21 protein-coding genes and 1 other annotated feature are annotated in these 21,380 nt (G+C 50.0%); of the genes, 13 read left to right on the forward strand and 8 right to left on the reverse strand.

The window, feature by feature from the left end:
* Positions 1-33: 33 nt before the first annotated feature.
* A complete protein-coding gene (gene arcA / locus HUZ68_RS02885) occupies positions 34-750 on the reverse strand; it encodes a two-component system response regulator ArcA (protein WP_001194358.1) in 717 nt (238 codons plus the stop codon).
* A gap of 95 nt (positions 751-845) precedes the next feature.
* Here arcA and yjjY point away from each other — a divergent pair, with 95 nt between their 5' ends.
* The 7 genes from yjjY (at position 846) to HUZ68_RS02920 (ending at position 7,625) form a co-directional block, all read left to right on the forward strand.
* Entirely contained in the window at positions 846-986 is a 141-nt protein-coding gene (gene yjjY / locus HUZ68_RS02890; RefSeq protein ID WP_001303782.1) for a YjjY family protein, read from the forward strand.
* A gap of 399 nt (positions 987-1,385) precedes the next feature.
* Positions 1,386-2,072, forward strand: coding sequence for a tRNA/rRNA methyltransferase (locus tag HUZ68_RS02895; RefSeq protein WP_033814736.1), 687 nt, complete (start codon positions 1,386-1,388; stop codon positions 2,070-2,072).
* Positions 2,073-2,285: 213 nt separating this feature from the next.
* Positions 2,286-2,351 (forward strand): thr operon leader peptide, encoded by a 66-nt coding sequence (thrL, locus tag HUZ68_RS02900; RefSeq protein ID WP_001386572.1) that lies wholly within the window; start codon positions 2,286-2,288, stop codon positions 2,349-2,351.
* Positions 2,287-2,406, forward strand: a sequence feature (Thr leader region). (Overlaps the previous gene by 65 nt.)
* A 25-nt stretch (positions 2,407-2,431) precedes the next feature.
* Positions 2,432-4,894: a bifunctional aspartate kinase/homoserine dehydrogenase I gene (gene thrA / locus HUZ68_RS02905; protein WP_239594026.1), complete on the forward strand. Its 2,463-nt coding sequence runs from the start codon at positions 2,432-2,434 to the stop codon at positions 4,892-4,894.
* A 1-nt stretch (position 4,895) separates the two neighbouring features.
* Positions 4,896-5,828: a homoserine kinase gene (gene thrB, locus HUZ68_RS02910; protein WP_098031310.1), complete on the forward strand. Its 933-nt coding sequence runs from the start codon at positions 4,896-4,898 to the stop codon at positions 5,826-5,828.
* On the forward strand, positions 5,829-7,115 hold the full coding sequence (thrC, locus tag HUZ68_RS02915) for a threonine synthase (RefSeq protein ID WP_000781063.1): 1,287 nt from the start codon (positions 5,829-5,831) through the stop codon (positions 7,113-7,115).
* A gap of 213 nt (positions 7,116-7,328) precedes the next feature.
* Positions 7,329-7,625 carry a DUF2502 domain-containing protein gene (locus tag HUZ68_RS02920; protein WP_000738742.1) on the forward strand — a complete coding sequence of 99 codons (297 nt, stop codon included), beginning with the start codon at positions 7,329-7,331 and terminating at the stop codon, positions 7,623-7,625.
* A gap of 152 nt (positions 7,626-7,777) precedes the next feature.
* On the opposite strand, the gene yaaA is transcribed toward HUZ68_RS02920, so the two are convergent.
* Both yaaA and HUZ68_RS02930 read right to left on the reverse strand, forming a co-directional pair.
* Positions 7,778-8,554 carry a peroxide stress protein YaaA gene (gene yaaA, locus HUZ68_RS02925; protein WP_000906203.1) on the reverse strand — a complete coding sequence of 259 codons (777 nt, stop codon included), beginning with the start codon at positions 8,552-8,554 and terminating at the stop codon, positions 7,778-7,780.
* A 69-nt stretch (positions 8,555-8,623) separates the two neighbouring features.
* Positions 8,624-10,060, reverse strand: a complete 1,437-nt coding sequence (locus HUZ68_RS02930) for an alanine/glycine:cation symporter family protein (protein WP_231255731.1) — start codon at positions 10,058-10,060, stop codon at positions 8,624-8,626.
* Between the two features lie 278 nt (positions 10,061-10,338).
* Here HUZ68_RS02930 and tal point away from each other — a divergent pair, with 278 nt between their 5' ends.
* Positions 10,339-11,292 (forward strand): transaldolase, encoded by a 954-nt coding sequence (gene tal, locus HUZ68_RS02935; RefSeq protein ID WP_000130185.1) that lies wholly within the window; start codon positions 10,339-10,341, stop codon positions 11,290-11,292.
* Positions 11,293-11,406: 114 nt separating this feature from the next.
* On the forward strand, positions 11,407-11,994 hold the full coding sequence (gene mog / locus HUZ68_RS02940; RefSeq protein WP_001295414.1) for a molybdopterin adenylyltransferase: 588 nt from the start codon (positions 11,407-11,409) through the stop codon (positions 11,992-11,994).
* Between the two features lie 34 nt (positions 11,995-12,028).
* On the opposite strand, the gene satP is transcribed toward mog, so the two are convergent.
* The 3 genes from satP to HUZ68_RS02955 all read right to left on the reverse strand — a co-directional run bounded on the left by satP (position 12,029) and on the right by HUZ68_RS02955 (position 13,887).
* A complete protein-coding gene (satP, locus tag HUZ68_RS02945; protein ID WP_000528538.1) occupies positions 12,029-12,595 on the reverse strand; it encodes an acetate uptake transporter in 567 nt (188 codons plus the stop codon).
* A gap of 148 nt (positions 12,596-12,743) precedes the next feature.
* Positions 12,744-13,457, reverse strand: a complete 714-nt coding sequence (msyB, locus tag HUZ68_RS02950) for an acidic protein MsyB (protein WP_001102367.1) — start codon at positions 13,455-13,457, stop codon at positions 12,744-12,746.
* 25 nt (positions 13,458-13,482) lie between these two features.
* Entirely contained in the window at positions 13,483-13,887 is a 405-nt protein-coding gene (locus tag HUZ68_RS02955) for a DUF2541 family protein (protein WP_000843568.1), read from the reverse strand.
* Positions 13,888-14,263: 376 nt separating this feature from the next.
* On the opposite strand from HUZ68_RS02955, the gene dnaK reads away from it, so the two are divergent.
* Both dnaK and dnaJ read left to right on the forward strand, forming a co-directional pair.
* Entirely contained in the window at positions 14,264-16,180 is a 1,917-nt protein-coding gene (gene dnaK, locus HUZ68_RS02960; protein ID WP_000516135.1) for a molecular chaperone DnaK, read from the forward strand.
* A gap of 88 nt (positions 16,181-16,268) precedes the next feature.
* On the forward strand, positions 16,269-17,399 hold the full coding sequence (gene dnaJ, locus HUZ68_RS02965; RefSeq protein WP_001118464.1) for a molecular chaperone DnaJ: 1,131 nt from the start codon (positions 16,269-16,271) through the stop codon (positions 17,397-17,399).
* A gap of 103 nt (positions 17,400-17,502) precedes the next feature.
* On the opposite strand, the gene mokC is transcribed toward dnaJ, so the two are convergent.
* Entirely contained in the window at positions 17,503-17,655 is a 153-nt protein-coding gene (gene mokC, locus HUZ68_RS02970) for a type I toxin-antitoxin system toxin MokC (protein ID WP_000809168.1), read from the reverse strand.
* Positions 17,656-18,240: 585 nt separating this feature from the next.
* Between mokC and nhaA the strand changes: the two genes are divergently transcribed.
* Positions 18,241-19,407, forward strand: a complete 1,167-nt coding sequence (gene nhaA / locus HUZ68_RS02975; protein WP_000681368.1) for a Na+/H+ antiporter NhaA — start codon at positions 18,241-18,243, stop codon at positions 19,405-19,407.
* 65 nt (positions 19,408-19,472) lie between these two features.
* A complete protein-coding gene (gene nhaR, locus HUZ68_RS02980; protein WP_001300855.1) occupies positions 19,473-20,372 on the forward strand; it encodes a transcriptional activator NhaR in 900 nt (299 codons plus the stop codon).
* Between the two features lie 37 nt (positions 20,373-20,409).
* Here nhaR and HUZ68_RS02985 read toward each other — a convergent pair whose 3' ends face one another.
* Positions 20,410-21,369, reverse strand: coding sequence for a hypothetical protein (locus HUZ68_RS02985; RefSeq protein WP_033814592.1), 960 nt, complete (start codon positions 21,367-21,369; stop codon positions 20,410-20,412).
* Positions 21,370-21,380 lie beyond the last annotated feature (11 nt).

Consider the following 21,380-nt stretch of genomic DNA (forward strand, 5'->3'; position numbering starts at 1 on the left):
AAGCGCCGTTTTTTTTGACGGTGGTAAAGCCGATTAATCTTCCAGATCACCGCAGAAGCGATAACCTTCACCGTGAATGGTGGCGATGATTTCCGGCGTATCCGGCGTAGATTCGAAATGTTTACGAATACGGCGGATCGTCACGTCTACAGTACGGTCGTGTGGTTTCAGCTCACGGCCGGTCATTTTCTTCAGCAGTTCAGCACGGGACTGAATTTTGCCTGGGTTTTCACAGAAGTGAAGCATGGCGCGGAACTCGCTGCGCGGCAGCTTGTACTGCTCGCCATCAGGGCCGATCAACGAACGGCTGTTGATGTCCAGTTCCCAACCATTGAACTTGTAGCTTTCAACGCTACGACGTTCTTCGCTGACAGTACCCAGATTCATGGTACGGGACAGCAGGTTACGTGCACGAATCGTCAGTTCACGCGGGTTGAACGGTTTGGTGATGTAGTCATCTGCACCGATTTCGAGGCCGAGAATTTTATCGACTTCGTTGTCACGGCCAGTCAGGAACATCAACGCAACATTCGCCTGCTCGCGCAGTTCACGCGCTAACAGAAGACCGTTCTTACCCGGCAGATTGATATCCATGATCACCAGGTTGATGTCATATTCAGAGAGGATCTGATGCATTTCCGCGCCATCTGTCGCTTCGAAAACATCATAGCCTTCCGCTTCGAAAATACTTTTCAACGTGTTGCGTGTTACCAACTCGTCTTCAACGATAAGAATGTGCGGGGTCTGCATGTTTGCTACCTAAATTGCCAACTAAATCGAAACAGGAAGTACAAAAGTCCCTGACCTGCCTGATGCATGCTGCAAATTAACATGATCGGCGTAACATGACTAAAGTACGTAATTGCGTTCTTGATGCACTTTCCATCAACGTCAACAACATCATTAGCTTGGTCGTGGGTACTTTCCCTCAGGACCCGACAGTGTCAAAAACGGCTGTCATCCTAACCATTTTAACAGCAACATAACAGGCTAAGAGGGGCCGGACACCCAATAAAACTACGCTTCGTTGACATATATCAAGTTCAATTGTAGCACGTTAACAGTTTGATGAAATCATCGTATCTAAATGCTAGCTTTCGTCACATTATTTTAATAATCCAACTAGTTGCATCATACAACTAATAAACGTGGTGAATCCAATTGTCGAGATTTATTTTTTATAAAATTATCCTAAGTAAACAGAAGGATATGTAGCATTTTTTAACAATTAAACCGTTAGTACAGTCAGGAAATAGTTTAGCCTTTTTTAAGCTAAGTAAAGGGCTTTTTCTGCGACTTACGTTAAGAGTTTGTAAATTCGCACCGCGTAATAAGTTGACAGTGATCACCCTGTTCGCGGTTATTTGGTCAAGAAGAGTGGCAATATGCGTATAACGATTATTCTGGTCGCACCCGCCAGAGCAGAAAATATTGGGGCAGCGGCGCGGGCAATGAAAACGATGGGGTTTAGCGAACTGCGGATTGTCGATAGTCAGGCACATCTGGAGCCAGCCACCCGCTGGGTCGCACATGGATCTGGTGATATTATTGATAATATTAAAGTTTTCCCGACGCTGGCTGAATCGTTACACGATGTCGATTTCACTGTCGCCACCACTGCGCGCAGTCGGGCGAAATATCATTACTACGCCACGCCAGTAGAACTGGTGCCGCTGTTAGAGGAAAAATCTTCATGGATGAGCCATGCCGCGCTGGTGTTTGGTCGCGAAGATTCCGGGCTGACTAACGAAGAGTTAGCGTTGGCTGACGTTCTTACTGGTGTGCCGATGGTGGCGGATTATCCTTCGCTCAATCTGGGGCAGGCAGTGATGGTCTATTGCTATCAATTAGCAACATTAATACAACAACCGACGAAAAGTGACACAACGGCAGACCAACATCAACTGCAAGCTTTACGCGAACGAGCCATGGCATTGCTGACGACTCTGGCAGTGGCAGATGACATAAAACTGGTCGACTGGTTACAACAACGCCTGGGGATTTTAGAGCAACGAGACACGGCAATGTTGCACCGTTTGCTGCATGATATTGAAAAAAATATCACCAAATAAAAAACGCCTTAGTAAGTATTTTTCAGCTTTTCATTCTGACTGCAACGGGCAATATGTCTCTGTGTGGATTAAAAAAAGAGTCTCTGACAGCAGCTTCTGAACTGGTTACCTGCCGTGAGTAAATTAAAATTTTATTGACTTAGGTCACTAAATACTTTAACCAATATAGGCATAGCGCACAGACAGATAAAAATTACAGAGTACACAACATCCATGAAACGCATTAGCACCACCATTACCACCACCATCACCATTACCACAGGTAACGGTGCGGGCTGACGCGTACAGGAAACACAGAAAAAAGCCCGCACCTGACAGTGCGGGCTTTTTTTTCGACCAAAGGTAACGAGGTAACAACCATGCGAGTGTTGAAGTTCGGCGGTACATCAGTGGCAAATGCAGAACGTTTTCTGCGGGTTGCCGATATTCTGGAAAGCAATGCCAGGCAGGGGCAGGTGGCCACCGTCCTCTCTGCCCCCGCCAAAATAACCAACCACCTGGTGGCGATGATTGAAAAAACCATTAGCGGCCAGGATGCTTTACCCAATATCAGCGATGCCGAACGTATTTTTGCCGAACTTCTGACGGGACTCGCCGCCGCCCAGCCGGGATTCCCGCTGGCGCAATTGAAAACTTTCGTCGACCAGGAATTTGCCCAAATAAAACATGTCCTGCATGGCATTAGTTTGTTAGGGCAGTGCCCGGATAGCATTAACGCTGCGCTGATTTGCCGTGGCGAGAAAATGTCGATCGCCATTATGGCCGGCGTGTTAGAAGCGCGTGGTCACAACGTTACCGTTATCGATCCGGTCGAAAAACTACTGGCAGTGGGGCATTACCTCGAATCTACCGTCGATATTGCTGAGTCCACCCGCCGTATTGCGGCAAGTCGTATTCCGGCTGATCACATGGTGCTGATGGCAGGTTTCACCGCCGGTAATGAAAAAGGCGAACTGGTGGTACTTGGACGCAACGGTTCCGACTACTCCGCGGCGGTGCTGGCTGCCTGTTTACGCGCCGATTGTTGCGAGATTTGGACGGACGTTGACGGGGTTTATACCTGCGACCCGCGTCAGGTGCCCGATGCGAGGTTGTTGAAATCGATGTCCTACCAGGAAGCGATGGAGCTTTCCTACTTCGGCGCTAAAGTTCTTCACCCCCGCACCATTACCCCCATCGCCCAGTTCCAGATCCCGTGCCTGATTAAAAATACCGGAAATCCTCAAGCACCAGGTACGCTCATTGGTGCCAGTCGTGATGAAGACGAATTACCGGTCAAGGGCATTTCCAATCTGAATAACATGGCAATGTTCAGCGTTTCCGGCCCGGGGATGAAAGGAATGGTCGGCATGGCGGCGCGCGTCTTTGCTGCAATGTCACGCGCCCGTATTTCCGTGGTGCTGATTACGCAATCATCTTCCGAATACAGTATCAGTTTCTGCGTTCCGCAAAGCGACTGTGTGCGAGCTGAACGGGCAATGCAGGAAGAGTTCTACCTGGAACTGAAAGAAGGCTTACTGGAGCCGCTGGCGGTGACGGAACGGCTGGCCATTATCTCGGTGGTAGGTGATGGTATGCGCACCTTGCGTGGGATCTCGGCGAAATTCTTTGCCGCGCTGGCCCGCGCCAATATCAACATTGTCGCCATTGCTCAGGGATCTTCTGAACGCTCAATCTCTGTCGTGGTAAATAACGATGATGCGACCACTGGCGTGCGCGTTACTCATCAGATGCTGTTCAATACCGATCAGGTTATCGAAGTGTTTGTGATTGGCGTCGGTGGCGTTGGCGGTGCGCTGCTGGAGCAACTGAAGCGTCAGCAAAGCTGGTTGAAGAATAAACATATCGACTTACGTGTCTGCGGTGTTGCTAACTCGAAGGCTCTGCTCACCAATGTGCATGGCCTTAATCTGGAAAACTGGCAGGAAGAACTTGCACAAGCCAAAGAGCCGTTTAATCTCGGGCGCTTAATTCGCCTCGTGAAAGAATATCATCTGCTGAACCCGGTCATTGTTGACTGCACCTCCAGCCTGGCAGTGGCGGATCAATATGCCGACTTCCTGCGCGAAGGTTTCCACGTTGTCACGCCGAATAAAAAGGCCAACACCTCGTCGATGGATTACTACCATCAGTTGCGTTATGCGGCGGAAAAATCGCGACGTAAATTCCTCTATGACACCAACGTTGGGGCTGGATTACCGGTTATTGAGAACCTGCAAAATCTGCTCAATGCAGGTGATGAATTGATGAAGTTCTCCGGCATTCTTTCAGGTTCGCTTTCTTATATCTTCGGCAAGTTAGACGAAGGCATGAGTTTCTCCGAGGCGACTACGCTGGCGCGGGAAATGGGTTATACCGAACCGGACCCGCGAGATGATCTTTCTGGTATGGATGTGGCGCGTAAACTATTGATCCTCGCTCGTGAAACGGGACGTGAACTGGAGTTGGCGGATATTGAAATTGAACCAGTGCTGCCCGCAGAGTTTAACGCCGAGGGTGATGTTGCCGCTTTTATGGCGAATCTGTCACAGCTCGACGATCTCTTTGCCGCGCGCGTGGCGAAGGCCCGTGATGAAGGAAAAGTTTTGCGCTATGTTGGCAATATTGATGAAGATGGCGTCTGCCGCGTGAAGATTGCCGAAGTGGATGGTAATGATCCGCTGTTCAAAGTGAAAAATGGCGAAAACGCCCTTGCCTTCTATAGCCACTATTATCAGCCGCTGCCATTGGTGCTGCGCGGATATGGTGCGGGCAATGACGTTACCGCTGCTGGTGTCTTTGCCGATCTGCTGCGTACCCTCTCATGGAAGTTAGGAGTCTGACATGGTTAAAGTTTATGCCCCGGCTTCCAGTGCCAATATGAGCGTCGGGTTTGATGTGCTCGGGGCGGCGGTGACACCCGTTGATGGTGCATTGCTCGGAGATGTAGTCACGGTTGAGGCGGCAGAGACATTCAGTCTCAACAACCTCGGACGCTTTGCCGATAAGCTGCCGTCAGAACCACGGGAAAATATCGTTTATCAGTGCTGGGAGCGTTTTTGCCAGGAGCTTGGGAAGCAAATTCCAGTGGCGATGACTCTGGAAAAGAATATGCCGATCGGTTCGGGCTTAGGCTCCAGCGCCTGTTCGGTGGTCGCGGCGCTGATGGCGATGAATGAACACTGTGGCAAGCCGCTTAATGACTCTCGTTTGCTGGCTTTGATGGGCGAGCTGGAAGGACGAATCTCCGGCAGCATTCATTACGACAACGTGGCACCGTGTTTTCTTGGTGGTATGCAGTTGATGATCGAAGAAAACGACATCATCAGCCAGCAAGTGCCAGGGTTTGATGAGTGGCTGTGGGTGCTGGCGTATCCGGGGATTAAAGTCTCGACGGCAGAAGCCCGGGCTATTTTACCGGCGCAGTATCGCCGCCAGGATTGCATTGCGCACGGGCGACATCTGGCAGGCTTCATTCACGCCTGCTATTCCCGTCAGCCTGAGCTTGCCGCGAAGCTGATGAAAGATGTTATCGCAGAACCCTACCGTGAACGGTTACTGCCTGGCTTCCGGCAGGCGCGGCAGGCGGTCGCGGAAATCGGCGCGGTAGCGAGCGGTATCTCCGGCTCCGGCCCGACCTTGTTCGCTCTGTGTGACAAGCCGGATACCGCCCAGCGCGTTGCCGACTGGTTGGGTAAGAACTACCTGCAAAATCAGGAAGGTTTTGTTCATATTTGCCGGCTGGATACGGCGGGCGCACGAGTACTGGAAAACTAAATGAAACTCTACAATCTGAAAGATCACAATGAGCAGGTCAGCTTTGCGCAAGCCGTAACCCAGGGGTTGGGCAAAAATCAGGGGCTGTTTTTTCCGCACGACCTGCCGGAATTCAGCCTGACTGAAATTGATGAGATGCTGAAGCTGGATTTTGTCACCCGCAGTGCGAAGATCCTCTCGGCGTTTATTGGTGATGAAATCCCGCAGGAAATCCTGGAAGAGCGCGTGCGCGCGGCGTTTGCCTTCCCGGCTCCGGTCGCCAATGTTGAAAGCGATGTCGGTTGTCTGGAATTGTTCCACGGGCCAACGCTGGCATTTAAAGATTTCGGCGGTCGCTTTATGGCACAAATGCTGACCCATATTGCGGGCGATAAGCCAGTGACCATTCTGACCGCGACCTCCGGTGATACCGGAGCGGCAGTGGCTCATGCTTTCTACGGTTTACCGAATGTGAAAGTGGTTATCCTCTATCCACGAGGCAAAATCAGTCCACTGCAAGAAAAACTGTTCTGTACATTGGGCGGCAATATCGAAACTGTTGCCATCGACGGCGATTTCGATGCCTGTCAGGCGCTGGTGAAGCAGGCGTTTGATGATGAAGAGCTGAAAGTGGCGCTGGGGTTAAACTCAGCTAACTCGATTAACATCAGCCGCTTGCTGGCGCAGATTTGCTACTACTTTGAAGCTGTTGCGCAGCTGCCGCAGGAGGCGCGCAACCAGCTGGTTGTCTCGGTGCCAAGCGGAAACTTCGGCGATTTGACGGCGGGTCTGCTGGCGAAGTCACTCGGTCTGCCGGTGAAACGTTTTATTGCTGCGACCAACGTGAACGATACCGTGCCACGTTTCCTGCACGACGGTCAGTGGTCACCCAAAGCGACTCAGGCGACGTTATCCAACGCGATGGACGTGAGTCAGCCGAACAACTGGCCGCGTGTGGAAGAGTTGTTCCGCCGCAAAATCTGGCAACTGAAAGAGCTGGGTTATGCAGCCGTGGATGATGAAACCACGCAACAGACAATGCGTGAGTTAAAAGAACTGGGCTACACTTCGGAGCCGCACGCTGCCGTAGCGTATCGTGCGCTGCGTGACCAGTTGAATCCAGGCGAATATGGCTTGTTCCTCGGCACCGCGCATCCGGCGAAATTTAAAGAGAGCGTGGAAGCGATTCTCGGTGAAACGTTGGATCTGCCAAAAGAGCTGGCAGAACGTGCCGATTTACCCTTGCTTTCGCATAATCTGCCCGCCGATTTTGCTGCGTTGCGTAAATTGATGATGAATCATCAGTAACATCTATTCATTATCTCAATCAGGCCGGGTTTGCTTTTATGCAGCCCGGCTTTTTTGTGAAGAAAATATGGAGAGAAACGACAGGGAAAAAGGAGAAATTCTCAATAAATGCGGTAACTTAGAGATTAGGATTGCGGAGAATAACAACCGCCGTTCTCATCGCGTAATCTCCGGATATCGACCCATAACGGGCAATGATAAAAGGAGTAACCTGTGAAAAAGATGCAATCTATCGTACTCGCACTTTCCCTGGTTCTGGTCGCTCCCATGGCAACGCAGGCTGCGGAAATTACGTTAGTCCCGTCAGTAAAATTACAGATAGGCGATCGTGATAATCGTGGCTATTACTGGGATGGCGGTCACTGGCGCGACCACGGCTGGTGGAAACAACATTATGAATGGCGAGGCAATCGCTGGCACCCACACGGACCGCCGCCACCGCCGCGTCACCATAAGAAAGCTCATCATGATCATCACGGCGGTCATGGTCCAGGCAAACATCACCGCTAAATGACAAATGCCGGGTAACAATCCGGCATTCAGCGCCTGATGCGACGCTGGCGCGTCTTATCAGGCCTACATGAATTCTGCAATATATTGAATCTGCATGCTTTTGTAGGCCGGATAAGGCGTCCACGCCGCATCCGGCATTGACTACAAACTTAACGCTGCTCGTAGCGTTTAAACACCAGTTCGCCATTGCTGGAGGAAGCTTCATCAAAGAAGTAACCTTCGCTATTAAAACCAGTCAGTTGCTCTGGTTTGGTCAGCCGATTTTCAATAATGAAACGACTCATCAGACCGCGTGCTTTCTTAGCGTAGAAGCTGATTATCTTAAATTTGCCGTTCTTCTCATCGAGGAACACCGGCTTGATAATCTCGGCATTCAATTTCTTCGGCTTCACCGATTTAAAATACTCATCTGACGCCAGATTAATCACCACATTATCGCCTTGTGCTGCGAGCGCCTCGTTCAGCTTGTTGGTGATGATATCTCCCCAGAATTGATACAGATCTTTCCCTCGGGCATTCTCAAGACGGATCCCCATTTCCAGACGATAAGGCTGCATTAAATCGAGCGGGCGCAGTACGCCATACAAGCCGGAAAGCATTCGCAAATGCTGTTGGGCAAAATCGAAATCGTCTTCGCTGAAGGTTTCGGCCTGCAAGCCGGTGTAGACATCACCTTTAAACGCCAGAATCGCCTGGCGGGCATTCTCCGGCGTGAAATCTGGCTGCCAGTCATGAAAGCGAGCGGCGTTGATACCTGCCAGTTTGTCGCTGATACGCATCAGCGTGCTAATCTGCGGAGGCGTCAGTTTCCGCGCTTCATGGATCAACTGCTGGGAATTGTCTAACAGCTCCGGCAGTGTATATCGCGTGGTGGTCAACGGGCTTTGGTAATCAAGCGTTTTCGCAGGTGAAATAAGAATCAGCATATCCAGTCCTTGCAGGAAATTTATGCCGACTTTAGCAAAAAACGAGAATGAGTTGATCGATAGTTGTGATTACTCCTGCGAAACATCATCCCACGCGTCCCGAGAAAGCTGGCGACCGATATCCGGATAACGCAACGGATCAAACACCGGGCGCACGCCGAGTTTACGCTGGCGTAGATAATCACTGGCAATGGTATGAACCACAGGCGAGAGCAGTAAAATGGCGGTCAAATTGGTAATAGCCATGCAGGCCATTATGATATCTGCCAGTTGCCACATCAGCGGAAGACTTAGCAAGGTGCCGCCGATGACCGTTGCGAAGGTGCAGATCCGCAAACACCAGATCGCTTTAGGGTTGTTCAGGCGTAAAAAGAAGAGATTGTTTTCGGCATAAATGTAGTTGGCAACGATGGAGCTGAAGGCAAACAGAATAACCACGAGGGTAACAAACTCAGCACCCCAGGAACCCATTAGCACCCGCATCGCCTTCTGGATAAGCTGAATACCTTCCAGCGGCATGTAGGTTGTGCCGTTACCCGCCAGTAATATCAGCATGGCGCTTGCCGTACAGATGACCAGGGTGTCGATAAAAATGCCAATCATCTGGACAATTCCTTGCGCTGCCGGATGCGGAGGCCAGGACGCCGCTGCCGCTGCCGCTGCCGCGTTTGGCGTCGAACCCATTCCCGCCTCATTGGAAAACATACTGCGCTGAAAACCGTTAGTAATCGCCTGGCTTAAGGTATATCCCGCCGCGCCGCCTGCCGCTTCCTGCCAGCCAAAAGCACTCTCAAAAATAGACCAAATGACGTGGGGAAGTTGCCCGATATTTATTACGCAAATCACCAGGCTGGTCAGTACCCAGATTATCGCCATCAACGGGACAAACCCCTGCATGAGCCGGGCGACGCCATGAAGACCGCGAATGATTGCCAGCAGAGCAAAGACAGCAAGAATAATGCCTGTCACCAGCGGGGGAAAATCAAAAGAAAAACTCAGAGCTCGGGCAACAGCGTTTGCCTGAACTCCGCTGAAAATTATGCCGTAGGCGATGAGCAAAAAGACGGCGAACAGAACGCCCATCCAGCGCATCCCCAGCCCGCGCGCCATATACCATGCCGGTCCGCCACGAAACTGCCCATTGACGTCACGTTCTTTATAAAGTTGTGCAAGGGAACATTCGGCAAACGAGGTCGCCATGCCGATAAACGCGGCAACCCACATCCAAAAGACGGCTCCAGGTCCACCGGCGGTAATAGCCAGCGCAACGCCGGCCAGGTTGCCGCTACCCACGCGCGCCGCAAGACTGGTACACAATGACTGAAATGAGGTTAAACCGCCTGGCTGTGGATGAATGCTATTTTTAAGACTTTTGCCAAACTGGCGGATGTAGCGAAACTGCACAAATCCGGTGCGAAAAGTGAACCAACAACCTGCGCCGAAGAGCAGGTAAATCATTACCGATCCCCAAAGGACGCTGTTAATAAAGGAGAAAAAATCTGGCATGCATATCCCTCTTATTGCCGGTCGCGATGACTTTCCTGTGTAAACGTTACCAATTGTTTAAGAAGTATATACGCTACGAGGTACTTGATAACTTCTGCGTAGCATACATGAGGTTTTGTTTAAAAATGGCGGGCGATATCAACGCAGTGTCAGAAATCCGAAACAGTCTCGCCTGGCGATAACCGTCTTGTCGGCGGTTGCGCTGACGTTGCGTCGTGATATCATCAGGGCAGACCGGTTACATCCCCCTAACAAGCTGTTTAAAGAGAAATACTATCATGACGGACAAATTGACCTCCCTTCGTCAGTACACCACCGTAGTGGCCGACACTGGGGACATCGCGGCAATGAAGCTGTATCAACCGCAGGATGCCACAACCAACCCTTCTCTCATTCTTAACGCAGCGCAGATTCCGGAATATCGTAAGTTGATTGATGATGCTGTCGCCTGGGCGAAACAGCAGAGCAACGATCGCGCGCAGCAGATCGTGGACGCGACCGACAAACTGGCAGTAAATATTGGTCTGGAAATCCTGAAACTGGTTCCGGGCCGTATCTCAACTGAAGTTGATGCGCGTCTTTCCTATGACACCGAAGCGTCAATTGCGAAAGCAAAACGCCTGATCAAACTCTACAACGATGCAGGTATTAGCAACGATCGTATTCTGATCAAACTGGCTTCTACCTGGCAGGGTATCCGTGCTGCAGAACAGCTGGAAAAAGAAGGCATCAACTGTAACCTGACCCTGCTGTTCTCCTTCGCTCAGGCTCGTGCTTGTGCGGAAGCGGGCGTGTTCCTGATCTCGCCGTTTGTTGGCCGTATTCTTGACTGGTACAAAGCGAATACCGATAAGAAAGAGTACGCTCCGGCAGAAGATCCGGGCGTGGTTTCTGTATCTGAAATCTACCAGTACTACAAAGAGCACGGTTATGAAACCGTGGTTATGGGCGCAAGCTTCCGTAACATCGGCGAAATTCTGGAACTGGCAGGCTGCGACCGTCTGACCATCGCACCGGCACTGCTGAAAGAGCTGGCGGAGAGCGAAGGGGCTATCGAACGTAAACTGTCTTACACCGGCGAAGTGAAAGCGCGTCCGGCGCGTATCACTGAGTCCGAGTTCCTGTGGCAGCACAACCAGGATCCAATGGCAGTAGATAAACTGGCGGAAGGTATCCGTAAGTTTGCTATTGACCAGGAAAAACTGGAAAAAATGATCGGCGATCTGCTGTAATCATTCTTAGCGTGACCGGGAAGTCGGTCACGCTACCTCTTCTGAAGCCTGTCTGTCACTCCCTTCGCAGTGTATCATTCTGTTTAACGAGACTGTTTAAACGGAAAAATCTTGATGAATACTTTACGTATTGGCTTAGTTTCCATCTCTGATCGCGCATCCAGCGGCGTTTATCAGGATAAAGGTATCCCTGCGCTGGAAGAATGGCTGACATCGGCGCTAACCACGCCGTTTGAACTGGAAACCCGCTTAATCCCCGATGAGCAGGCGATCATCGAGCAAACGTTGTGTGAGCTGGTGGATGAAATGAGTTGCCATCTGGTGCTCACCACGGGCGGAACTGGCCCGGCGCGTCGTGACGTAACGCCCGATGCGACGCTGGCAGTAGCGGACCGCGAGATGCCTGGCTTTGGTGAACAGATGCGCCAGATCAGCCTGCATTTTGTACCAACTGCGATCCTTTCGCGTCAGGTGGGTGTGATTCGCAAACAGGCGCTGATCCTTAACTTACCTGGTCAGCCGAAGTCTATTAAAGAGACGCTGGAAGGTGTGAAGGACGCTGAGGGTAACGTTGTGGTACACGGTATTTTTGCCAGCGTACCGTACTGCATTCAGTTGCTGGAAGGGCCATACGTTGAAACGGCACCAGAAGTGGTTGCTGCATTCAGACCGAAGAGTGCAAGACGCGACGTTAGCGAATAAAAAAATCCCCCCGAGCGGGGGGATCTCAAAACAATTAGTGGGATTCACCAATCGGCAGAACGGTGCGACCAAACTGCTCGTTCAGCACTTCACCCATCGCCAGATAGATTGCGCTGGCACCGCAGATCAGACCAATCCAGCCGGCAAAGTGGATGATCGCGGCATTACCGGCAATGTTACCGATCGCCAGCAGGGCAAACAGCACGGTCAGGCTAAAGAAAACGAATTGCAGGACGCGTGCGCCTTTCAGAGTGCCGAAGAACATAAACAGCGTAAATACGCCCCACAGACCCAGGTAGACACCAAGGAACTGTGCATTTGGCGCATCGGTCAGACCCAGTTTCGGCATCAGCAGAATCGCAACCAGCGTCAGCCAGAAAGAACCGTAAGAGGTGAATGCGGTTAAACCGAAAGTGTTGCCTTTTTTGTACTCCAGCAGACCGGCAAAAATTTGCGCGATGCCGCCGTAGAAAATGCCCATGGCAAGAATAATACCGTCCAGAGCGAAATAACCCACGTTGTGCAGGTTAAGCAGAATGGTGGTCATGCCGAAGCCCATCAGGCCCAGCGGTGCCGGATTAGCCAACTTAGTGTTGCCCATAATTCCTCAAAAATCATCATCGAATGAATGGTGAAATAATTTCCCTGAATAACTGTAGTGTTTTCAGGGCGCGGCATAATAATCAGCCAGTGGGGCAGTGTCTACGATCTTTTGAGGGGAAAATGAAAATTTTCCCCGGTTTCCGGTATCAGACCTGAGTGGCGCTAACCATCCGGCGCAGGCAGGCGATTTGCAGTACGGCTGGAATCGTCACGCGATAGGCGCTGCCGCTGACCGCTTTAACCCCATTTAATGCTGCGCCCACAGGGCCTCCCAGACCCGCGCCGCGCAGCAAACCATGCCCAAGCACGCTCATTGCTGCGTGGGTGCGTAAAATGCGGGTCAATTGGCTGGAAAGCAAATGCGACACACCTTTTGCCAATAATTTGTCTTTCATCAGCAGCGGCAGCAGCTCTTCCAGCTCATTCACCCTGGCATCGACCGCGTGCAGAAACTCCTGCTTATGTTCCTCGTCCATTTTCTTCCAGGTATTACGCAGAAATTGTTCCAGTAACTGTTGCTCAATTTCAAACGTAGACATCTCTTTGTCGGCTTTCAGCTTCAATCGCTTTGAAACATCGAGCAAAATGGCCCGATACAATTTACCGTGTCCGCGCAGTTTGTTGGCGATACTATCGCCACCAAAATGCTGTAATTCTCCAGCAATCAGCTGCCAGTTGCGGCGATGTTGCTCGGGATGTCCTTCCATCGATTTAAACAGTTCGTTGCGCATCAGTACGCTGGAGAGGCGAGTTTTGCCTTTTTCATTATGGGTGAGCAGCCGGGCGAAATTTGCTAACTGTTCCTCACTACAATGCTGGAGAAAATCCAGATCTGAATCATTCAGGTAATTAACATTCATTTTTTGTGGCTTCTATATTCTGGCGTTAGTCGTCGCCGATAATTTTCAGCGTGGCCATATCCGATGAGTTCACCGTATGACCGGAAAAGGTGATTTTTGAGACGCAGCGTTTATTGTCGTTATCGCTGTTAATGTTGATCCAGTCAGTGGTTTGCCCTTCTTTTATTTCTGAAGGAATATTCAGGCTCTGACTGGCGCTACGGGCGGCTTTGAAATAAACCGATGCACCGCTTAACTGTAAATCGCCATGGTCGGCAGAGAGTTGTATGCGTTTCACAATGCGACAAACAGGAAGTTTCAGCGCCAGATCGTTGGTTTCGTTACGCGGCATTGCAATGACGCCGAGGAGTTTATGGTCGTTTGCCTGCGCCGTGCAGCACAGCATCAGGCTAATCGCCAGGCTGGCGGAAATCGTAAAAACGGATTTCATAAGGATTCTCTTAGTGGGAAGAGGTAGGGGGATGAATACCCACTAGTTTACTGCTGATAAAGAGAAGATTCAGGCACGTAATCTTTTCTTTTTATTACAATTTTTTGATGAATACCTTGACTGCGATTCATTCTTTATATGAATAAAATTGCTGTCAATTTTACGTCTTGTCCTGCCATATCGCGAAATTTCTGCGCAAAAGCACAAAAAATTTTTGCATCTCCCCCTTGATGACGTGGGTTACGACCCCATTTAGTAGTCAACCGCAGTGAGTGAGTCTGCAAAAAAATGAAATTGGGCAGTTGAAACCAGACGTTTCGCCCCTATTACAGACTCACAACCACATGATGACCGAATATATAGTGGAGACGTTTAGATGGGTAAAATAATTGGTATCGACCTGGGTACTACCAACTCTTGTGTAGCGATTATGGATGGCACCACTCCTCGCGTGCTGGAGAACGCCGAAGGCGATCGCACCACGCCTTCTATTATTGCCTATACCCAGGATGGTGAAACTCTGGTTGGTCAGCCGGCTAAACGTCAGGCAGTGACGAACCCGCAAAACACCCTGTTTGCGATTAAACGCCTGATTGGCCGCCGCTTCCAGGACGAAGAAGTACAGCGTGATGTTTCCATCATGCCGTTCAAAATTATTGCTGCTGATAACGGCGACGCATGGGTCGAAGTTAAAGGCCAGAAAATGGCACCGCCGCAGATTTCTGCTGAAGTGCTGAAAAAAATGAAGAAAACCGCTGAAGATTACCTGGGTGAACCGGTAACTGAAGCTGTTATCACCGTACCGGCATACTTTAACGATGCTCAGCGTCAGGCAACCAAAGACGCAGGCCGTATCGCTGGTCTCGAAGTAAAACGTATCATCAACGAACCGACCGCAGCTGCGCTGGCTTACGGTCTGGACAAAGGTACTGGCAACCGTACTATCGCGGTTTATGACCTGGGTGGTGGTACTTTCGATATTTCTATTATCGAAATCGACGAAGTTGACGGCGAAAAAACCTTCGAAGTTCTGGCAACCAACGGTGATACTCACCTGGGTGGTGAAGACTTCGACAGCCGTCTGATCAACTACCTGGTTGAAGAATTCAAGAAAGATCAGGGCATTGACCTGCGCAACGATCCGCTGGCAATGCAGCGCCTGAAAGAAGCGGCAGAAAAAGCGAAAATCGAACTGTCTTCCGCTCAGCAGACCGACGTTAACCTGCCGTACATCACTGCAGACGCGACCGGTCCGAAACACATGAACATCAAAGTGACTCGTGCGAAACTGGAAAGCCTGGTTGAAGATCTGGTTAACCGTTCCATCGAGCCGCTGAAAGTTGCACTGCAGGACGCTGGCCTGTCTGTATCTGATATCGACGACGTTATCCTCGTTGGTGGTCAGACTCGTATGCCAATGGTTCAGAAGAAAGTTGCTGAGTTCTTTGGTAAAGAGCCGCGTAAAGACGTTAACCCGGACGAAGCTGTAGCAATCGGTGCTGCTGTTCAGGGTGGTGTTCTGACTGGTGACGTAAAAGACGTACTGCTGCTGGACGTTACCCCGCTGTCTCTGGGTATCGAAACCATGGGCGGTGTGATGACGACGCTGATCGCGAAAAACACCACTATCCCGACCAAGCACAGCCAGGTGTTCTCTACCGCTGAAGACAACCAGTCTGCGGTAACCATCCATGTGCTGCAGGGTGAACGTAAACGTGCGGCTGATAACAAATCTCTGGGTCAGTTCAACCTGGATGGTATCAACCCGGCACCGCGCGGCATGCCGCAGATCGAAGTTACCTTCGATATCGATGCTGACGGTATCCTGCACGTTTCCGCGAAAGATAAAAACAGCGGTAAAGAGCAGAAGATCACCATCAAGGCGTCTTCTGGTCTGAACGAAGATGAAATCCAGAAAATGGTACGCGACGCAGAAGCTAACGCCGAAGCTGACCGTAAGTTTGAAGAGCTGGTACAGACTCGCAACCAGGGCGACCATCTGCTGCACAGCACCCGTAAGCAGGTTGAAGAAGCAGGCGACAAACTGCCGGCTGACGACAAAACTGCTATCGAGTCTGCGCTGACTGCACTGGAAACTGCTCTGAAAGGTGAAGACAAAGCCGCTATCGAAGCGAAAATGCAGGAACTGGCACAGGTTTCCCAGAAACTGATGGAAATCGCCCAGCAGCAACATGCCCAGCAGCAGACTGCCGGTGCTGATGCTTCTGCAAACAACGCGAAAGATGACGATGTTGTCGACGCTGAATTTGAAGAAGTCAAAGACAAAAAATAATCGCCCTATAAACGGGTAATTATACTGACACGGGCGAAGGGGAATTTCCTCTCCGCCCGTGCATTCATCTAGGGGCAATTTAAAAAAGATGGCTAAGCAAGATTATTACGAGATTTTAGGCGTTTCCAAAACAGCGGAAGAGCGTGAAATCAAAAAGGCCTACAAACGCCTGGCCATGAAATACCACCCGGACCGTAACCAGGGTGACAAAGAGGCCGAGGCGAAATTTAAAGAGATCAAGGAAGCTTATGAAGTTCTGACCGACTCGCAAAAACGTGCGGCATACGATCAGTATGGTCATGCTGCGTTTGAGCAAGGTGGCATGGGCGGCGGCGGTTTTGGCGGCGGCGCAGACTTCAGCGATATTTTTGGTGACGTTTTCGGCGATATTTTTGGCGGCGGACGTGGTCGTCAACGTGCGGCGCGCGGTGCTGATTTACGCTATAACATGGAGCTCACCCTCGAAGAAGCTGTACGTGGCGTGACCAAAGAGATCCGCATTCCGACTCTGGAAGAGTGTGACGTTTGCCACGGTAGCGGTGCAAAACCAGGTACACAGCCGCAGACCTGTCCGACCTGTCATGGTTCTGGTCAGGTGCAGATGCGCCAGGGTTTCTTTGCCGTGCAGCAGACCTGTCCACACTGTCAGGGCCGCGGTACGCTGATCAAAGATCCGTGCAACAAATGTCATGGTCATGGTCGTGTTGAGCGCAGCAAAACGCTGTCCGTTAAAATCCCGGCAGGGGTGGACACTGGAGACCGCATCCGTCTTGCGGGCGAAGGTGAAGCGGGCGAGCATGGCGCACCGGCAGGCGATCTGTACGTTCAGGTTCAGGTTAAACAGCACCCGATTTTCGAGCGTGAAGGCAACAACCTGTATTGCGAAGTCCCGATCAACTTCGCTATGGCGGCGCTGGGTGGCGAAATCGAAGTACCGACCCTTGATGGTCGCGTCAAACTGAAAGTGCCTGGCGAAACCCAGACCGGTAAGCTATTCCGTATGCGCGGTAAAGGCGTCAAGTCTGTCCGCGGTGGCGCACAGGGTGATTTGCTGTGCCGCGTTGTCGTCGAAACACCTGTAGGCCTGAACGAGAAGCAGAAACAGCTGCTGCAAGAGCTGCAAGAAAGCTTCGGTGGCCCAACCGGCGAGCACAACAGCCCGCGCTCAAAGAGCTTCTTTGATGGTGTGAAGAAGTTTTTTGACGACCTGACCCGCTAACCTCCCCAAAAGCCTGCCCGTGGGCAGGCCTGGGTAAAAATAGGGTGCGTTGAAGATATGCGAGCACCTGTAAAGTGGCGGGGATCACTCCCCGCCGTTGCTCTTACTCGGATTCGTAAGCCGTGAAAACAGCAACCTCCGTCTGGCCAGTTCGGATGTGAACCTCACAGAGGTCTTTTCTCGTTACCAGCGCCGCCACTACGGCGGTGATACAGATGACGATCAGGGCGACAATCATCGCCTTATGCTGCTTCATTGCTCTCTTCTCCTTGACCTTACGGTCAGTAAGAGGCACTCTACATGTGTTCAGCATATAGGGGGCCTCGGGTTGATGGTAAAATATCACTCGGGGCTTTTCTCTATCTGCCGTTCAGCTAATGCCTGAGACAGACAGCCTCAAGCACCCGCCGCTATTATATCGCTCTCTTTAACCCATTCTGTTTTATCGATTCTAATCCGGAAGACGCCTCGCATTTTTATGGCGTAATTTTTTAATGATTTAATTATTTAACTTTAATTTATCTCTTCATCGCAATTATTGACGACAAGCTGGATTATTTTTGAAATATTGGCCTAACAAACATCGCCGACTGACAACAAATTAATTATTACTTTTCCTAATTAATCCCTCAGAAATCCTCACCTTAAGCTATGATTATCAGGGCTTAGGGTCACCCGTCAGCGCTTACAGCCGTCAAAAACGCATCTCACCGCTGATGGCACAAATTCTTCTATAGATCGTAAAAAACGAATTATTCATACACTATAATCTGATTTTAACGATGATTCGTGCGGGGTAAAATAGTAAAAACGATCTATTCACCTGAAAGAGAAATAAAAAGTGAAACATCTGCATCGATTCTTTAGCAGTGATGCCTCGGGAGGCATTATTCTTATCATTGCCGCTATCCTGGCGATGATGATGGCCAACAGCGGCGCAACCAGTGGATGGTATCACGACTTTCTGGAGACGCCGGTTCAGCTCCGGGTTGGTTCACTCGAAATCAACAAAAACATGCTGTTATGGATAAATGACGCGCTGATGGCGGTATTTTTCCTGTTAGTCGGTCTGGAAGTTAAACGTGAACTGATGCAAGGATCGCTAGCCAGCTTACGGCAGGCCGCATTTCCAGTTATCGCCGCTATTGGTGGGATGATTGTGCCGGCATTACTCTATCTGGCCTTTAACTATGCCGATCCGATTACCCGCGAAGGGTGGGCGATCCCGGCGGCTACTGACATTGCCTTTGCACTTGGTGTGCTGGCGCTATTGGGAAGTCGTGTTCCGTTAGCGCTGAAGATCTTTTTGATGGCTCTGGCTATTATCGACGATCTTGGGGCCATCATTATCATCGCATTGTTCTACACTAATGACTTATCGATGGCCTCTCTTGGCGTCGCGGCTGTAGCAATTGCGGTACTCGCGGTATTGAATCTGTGTGGTGTACGCCGCACGGGCGTCTATATTCTGGTTGGCGTAGTGTTGTGGACTGCAGTGTTGAAATCGGGGGTTCACGCAACCCTGGCGGGGGTAATTGTCGGCTTCTTTATTCCTTTGAAAGAGAAGCATGGGCGTTCTCCAGCGAAGCGACTGGAGCATGTGTTGCACCCGTGGGTGGCGTATCTGATTTTACCACTGTTTGCATTTGCTAATGCTGGCGTTTCACTGCAAGGCGTCACGCTGGATGGCTTGACCTCCATTCTGCCATTGGGGATCATCGCTGGCTTGCTGATTGGCAAACCGCTGGGGATTAGTCTGTTCTGCTGGTTGGCGCTGCGTTTGAAACTGGCGCATCTGCCTGAGGGAACGACTTATCAGCAAATTATGGCGGTGGGGATCCTGTGCGGTATCGGTTTTACTATGTCTATCTTTATTGCCAGCCTGGCCTTTGGTAGCGTAGATCCAGAACTGATTAACTGGGCGAAACTCGGTATCCTGGTCGGTTCTATCTCTTCGGCGGTAATTGGATACAGCTGGTTACGCGTTCGTTTGCGTCCATCAGTTTGACAGGACGGTTTACCGGGGAGCCATAAACGGCTCCCTTTTCATTGTTATCAGGGAGAGAAATGAGCATGTCTCATATCAATTACAACCACTTGTATTACTTCTGGCATGTTTATAAAGAAGGTTCTGTGGTTGGCGCAGCGGAGGCGCTTTATTTAACACCACAAACCATTACCGGACAGATTCGGGCGCTGGAAGAGCGCCTGCAAGGCAAATTATTTAAGCGCAAGGGACGTGGTCTCGAGCCCAGCGAGCTGGGGGAGCTGGTCTATCGCTATGCCGATAAAATGTTCACCTTGAGCCAGGAAATGCTGGATATCGTGAACTATCGCAAAGAATCCAATTTATTGTTTGACGTTGGCGTGGCTGATGCACTTTCCAAACGTCTGGTCAGTAGCGTGCTGAATGCTGCAGTAGTAGAAGGTGAGCCAATTCATCTTCGCTGCTTCGAATCCACCCACGAAATGCTGCTGGAGCAATTAAGCCAGCATAAACTGGATATGATCATTTCCGACTGTCCGATAGATTCTACGCAGCAGGAAGGCCTGTTCTCCGTGAGAATTGGCGAATGTGGCGTGAGTTTCTGGTGTACAAATCCACCGCCGGAAAAACCGTTCCCAGCTTGTCTTGAAGAACGGCGGCTTTTGATTCCTGGGCGACGTTCAATGTTAGGGCGCAAATTACTTAACTGGTTTAACTCCCAGGGATTAAACGTAGAAATCCTTGGCGAGTTTGATGATGCCGCTTTGATGAAAGCTTTTGGTGCGATGCACAATGCAATCTTCGTTGCCCCAACGCTTTATGCATATGACTTTTATGCCGATAAAACTGTCGTAGAAATTGGTCGCGTCGAGAATGTGATGGAAGAGTACCATGCTATTTTTGCTGAGCGGATGATTCAGCACCCGGCGGTACAGCGAATCTGCAATACGGATTATTCTGCGCTTTTTAGTCCAGCGGCGCGTTAATCGGCACCTCCCCCAAAGTTAAGGTGGGGGAGATAGATTAGTTGTACATAACCACGATTTTGACTCGGTTCATTATTTGCCCGCTTGAGACATTATTTCCATATGTACGCGGGCGAATAAATAGAGGAATCTGATTACTTCCTTCATGGGGATGCTGAAAAGAGTAGTAATTGCTTTTACCATACTGGATTTCATTCGTACCATCATTGGAGAGTTGAAAGCCTATTTGACCCGCACCGTCCTCACTGTTTTCTAACTCATTTTTTAATATGCTGGTTCCTGACTCCTGTATCGTCACTGGTTCAAAGTAATATTCAACGTCACTGGGTTCAAAAACTAATTCACCTTGCTCGCCCTGGATGCAGTCAAATCTTATATGATGAAACTGATAATTTTCATTATTGATACGAGACAGTACAAATCGTCCAGTGTCGATGGATTGATCTTCAAAACCACAGGTCATTAAATTTACCTGTAAAATAGTATTTAAATTAAAATTAAAGCGGACGCTATTACAATTAGTGTTATTCCCTGTACATGAACTCACTTCAATTTCGAACAACAAAGGAAAAGGAGTTCCTGGAAAAATATCTGCGGTGTTGGAACTATCTGATACAGATGCGATAGAGTATGGAATGGTGAAATTTATCGCAGATAGCATCTCTTCTAAATTATAAGATGACTTCCCTGGAAGCTCTATTTTTTTACCGTCAGATTCAAAGGGGAAATTAATAATATAATGACGACTTCCGACTTTAAACCTTAAAGCGTTCTGTGTTAAAAAATGAACTTTAATGGCGTTAGTCGTCTCTTGCAAGTCTGCACACTCAATGATATTTCCGGTGTTTTCAATTTTTTCGGCGGTGAGATTACCTTTCATACTCAGTGGCTTGAGTATATATGTTCCACGTTGTTCCCCGACATTGGTCAATCCACAGGGAGCACTTTGCACAATAAAAGAATATAGACTCAAGGTGATTAATAAAAGCCACTTCATAGTAAACTCCT

The sequence above is a fragment of the Shigella dysenteriae genome, from assembly GCF_022354085.1.
In the GTDB taxonomy this organism is placed as follows: Bacteria; Pseudomonadota; Gammaproteobacteria; order Enterobacterales; family Enterobacteriaceae; genus Escherichia; species Escherichia coli.

What these genes read in the sequence shown, in the direction of transcription:
- arcA (WP_001194358.1), bottom strand. Translation starts at nt 750, where the DNA reads ATGCAGACCCCGCACATTCTTATCGTTGAAGACGAGTTGGTAACACGC.
- yjjY (WP_001303782.1), top strand. Translation starts at nt 846, where the DNA reads ATGACTAAAGTACGTAATTGCGTTCTTGATGCACTTTCCATCAACGTC.
- HUZ68_RS02895 (WP_033814736.1), top strand. Translation starts at nt 1,386, where the DNA reads ATGCGTATAACGATTATTCTGGTCGCACCCGCCAGAGCAGAAAATATT.
- thrA (WP_239594026.1), top strand. Translation starts at nt 2,432, where the DNA reads ATGCGAGTGTTGAAGTTCGGCGGTACATCAGTGGCAAATGCAGAACGT.
- thrB (WP_098031310.1), top strand. Translation starts at nt 4,896, where the DNA reads ATGGTTAAAGTTTATGCCCCGGCTTCCAGTGCCAATATGAGCGTCGGG.
- thrC (WP_000781063.1), top strand. Translation starts at nt 5,829, where the DNA reads ATGAAACTCTACAATCTGAAAGATCACAATGAGCAGGTCAGCTTTGCG.
- yaaA (WP_000906203.1), bottom strand. Translation starts at nt 8,554, where the DNA reads ATGCTGATTCTTATTTCACCTGCGAAAACGCTTGATTACCAAAGCCCG.
- HUZ68_RS02930 (WP_231255731.1), bottom strand. Translation starts at nt 10,060, where the DNA reads ATGCCAGATTTTTTCTCCTTTATTAACAGCGTCCTTTGGGGATCGGTA.
- tal (WP_000130185.1), top strand. Translation starts at nt 10,339, where the DNA reads ATGACGGACAAATTGACCTCCCTTCGTCAGTACACCACCGTAGTGGCC.
- mog (WP_001295414.1), top strand. Translation starts at nt 11,407, where the DNA reads ATGAATACTTTACGTATTGGCTTAGTTTCCATCTCTGATCGCGCATCC.
- satP (WP_000528538.1), bottom strand. Translation starts at nt 12,595, where the DNA reads ATGGGCAACACTAAGTTGGCTAATCCGGCACCGCTGGGCCTGATGGGC.
- msyB (WP_001102367.1), bottom strand. Translation starts at nt 13,457, where the DNA reads ATGAATGTTAATTACCTGAATGATTCAGATCTGGATTTTCTCCAGCAT.
- HUZ68_RS02955 (WP_000843568.1), bottom strand. Translation starts at nt 13,887, where the DNA reads ATGAAATCCGTTTTTACGATTTCCGCCAGCCTGGCGATTAGCCTGATG.
- dnaK (WP_000516135.1), top strand. Translation starts at nt 14,264, where the DNA reads ATGGGTAAAATAATTGGTATCGACCTGGGTACTACCAACTCTTGTGTA.
- dnaJ (WP_001118464.1), top strand. Translation starts at nt 16,269, where the DNA reads ATGGCTAAGCAAGATTATTACGAGATTTTAGGCGTTTCCAAAACAGCG.
- mokC (WP_000809168.1), bottom strand. Translation starts at nt 17,655, where the DNA reads ATGAAGCAGCATAAGGCGATGATTGTCGCCCTGATCGTCATCTGTATC.
- nhaR (WP_001300855.1), top strand. Translation starts at nt 19,473, where the DNA reads ATGTCTCATATCAATTACAACCACTTGTATTACTTCTGGCATGTTTAT.
- HUZ68_RS02985 (WP_033814592.1), bottom strand. Translation starts at nt 21,369, where the DNA reads ATGAAGTGGCTTTTATTAATCACCTTGAGTCTATATTCTTTTATTGTG.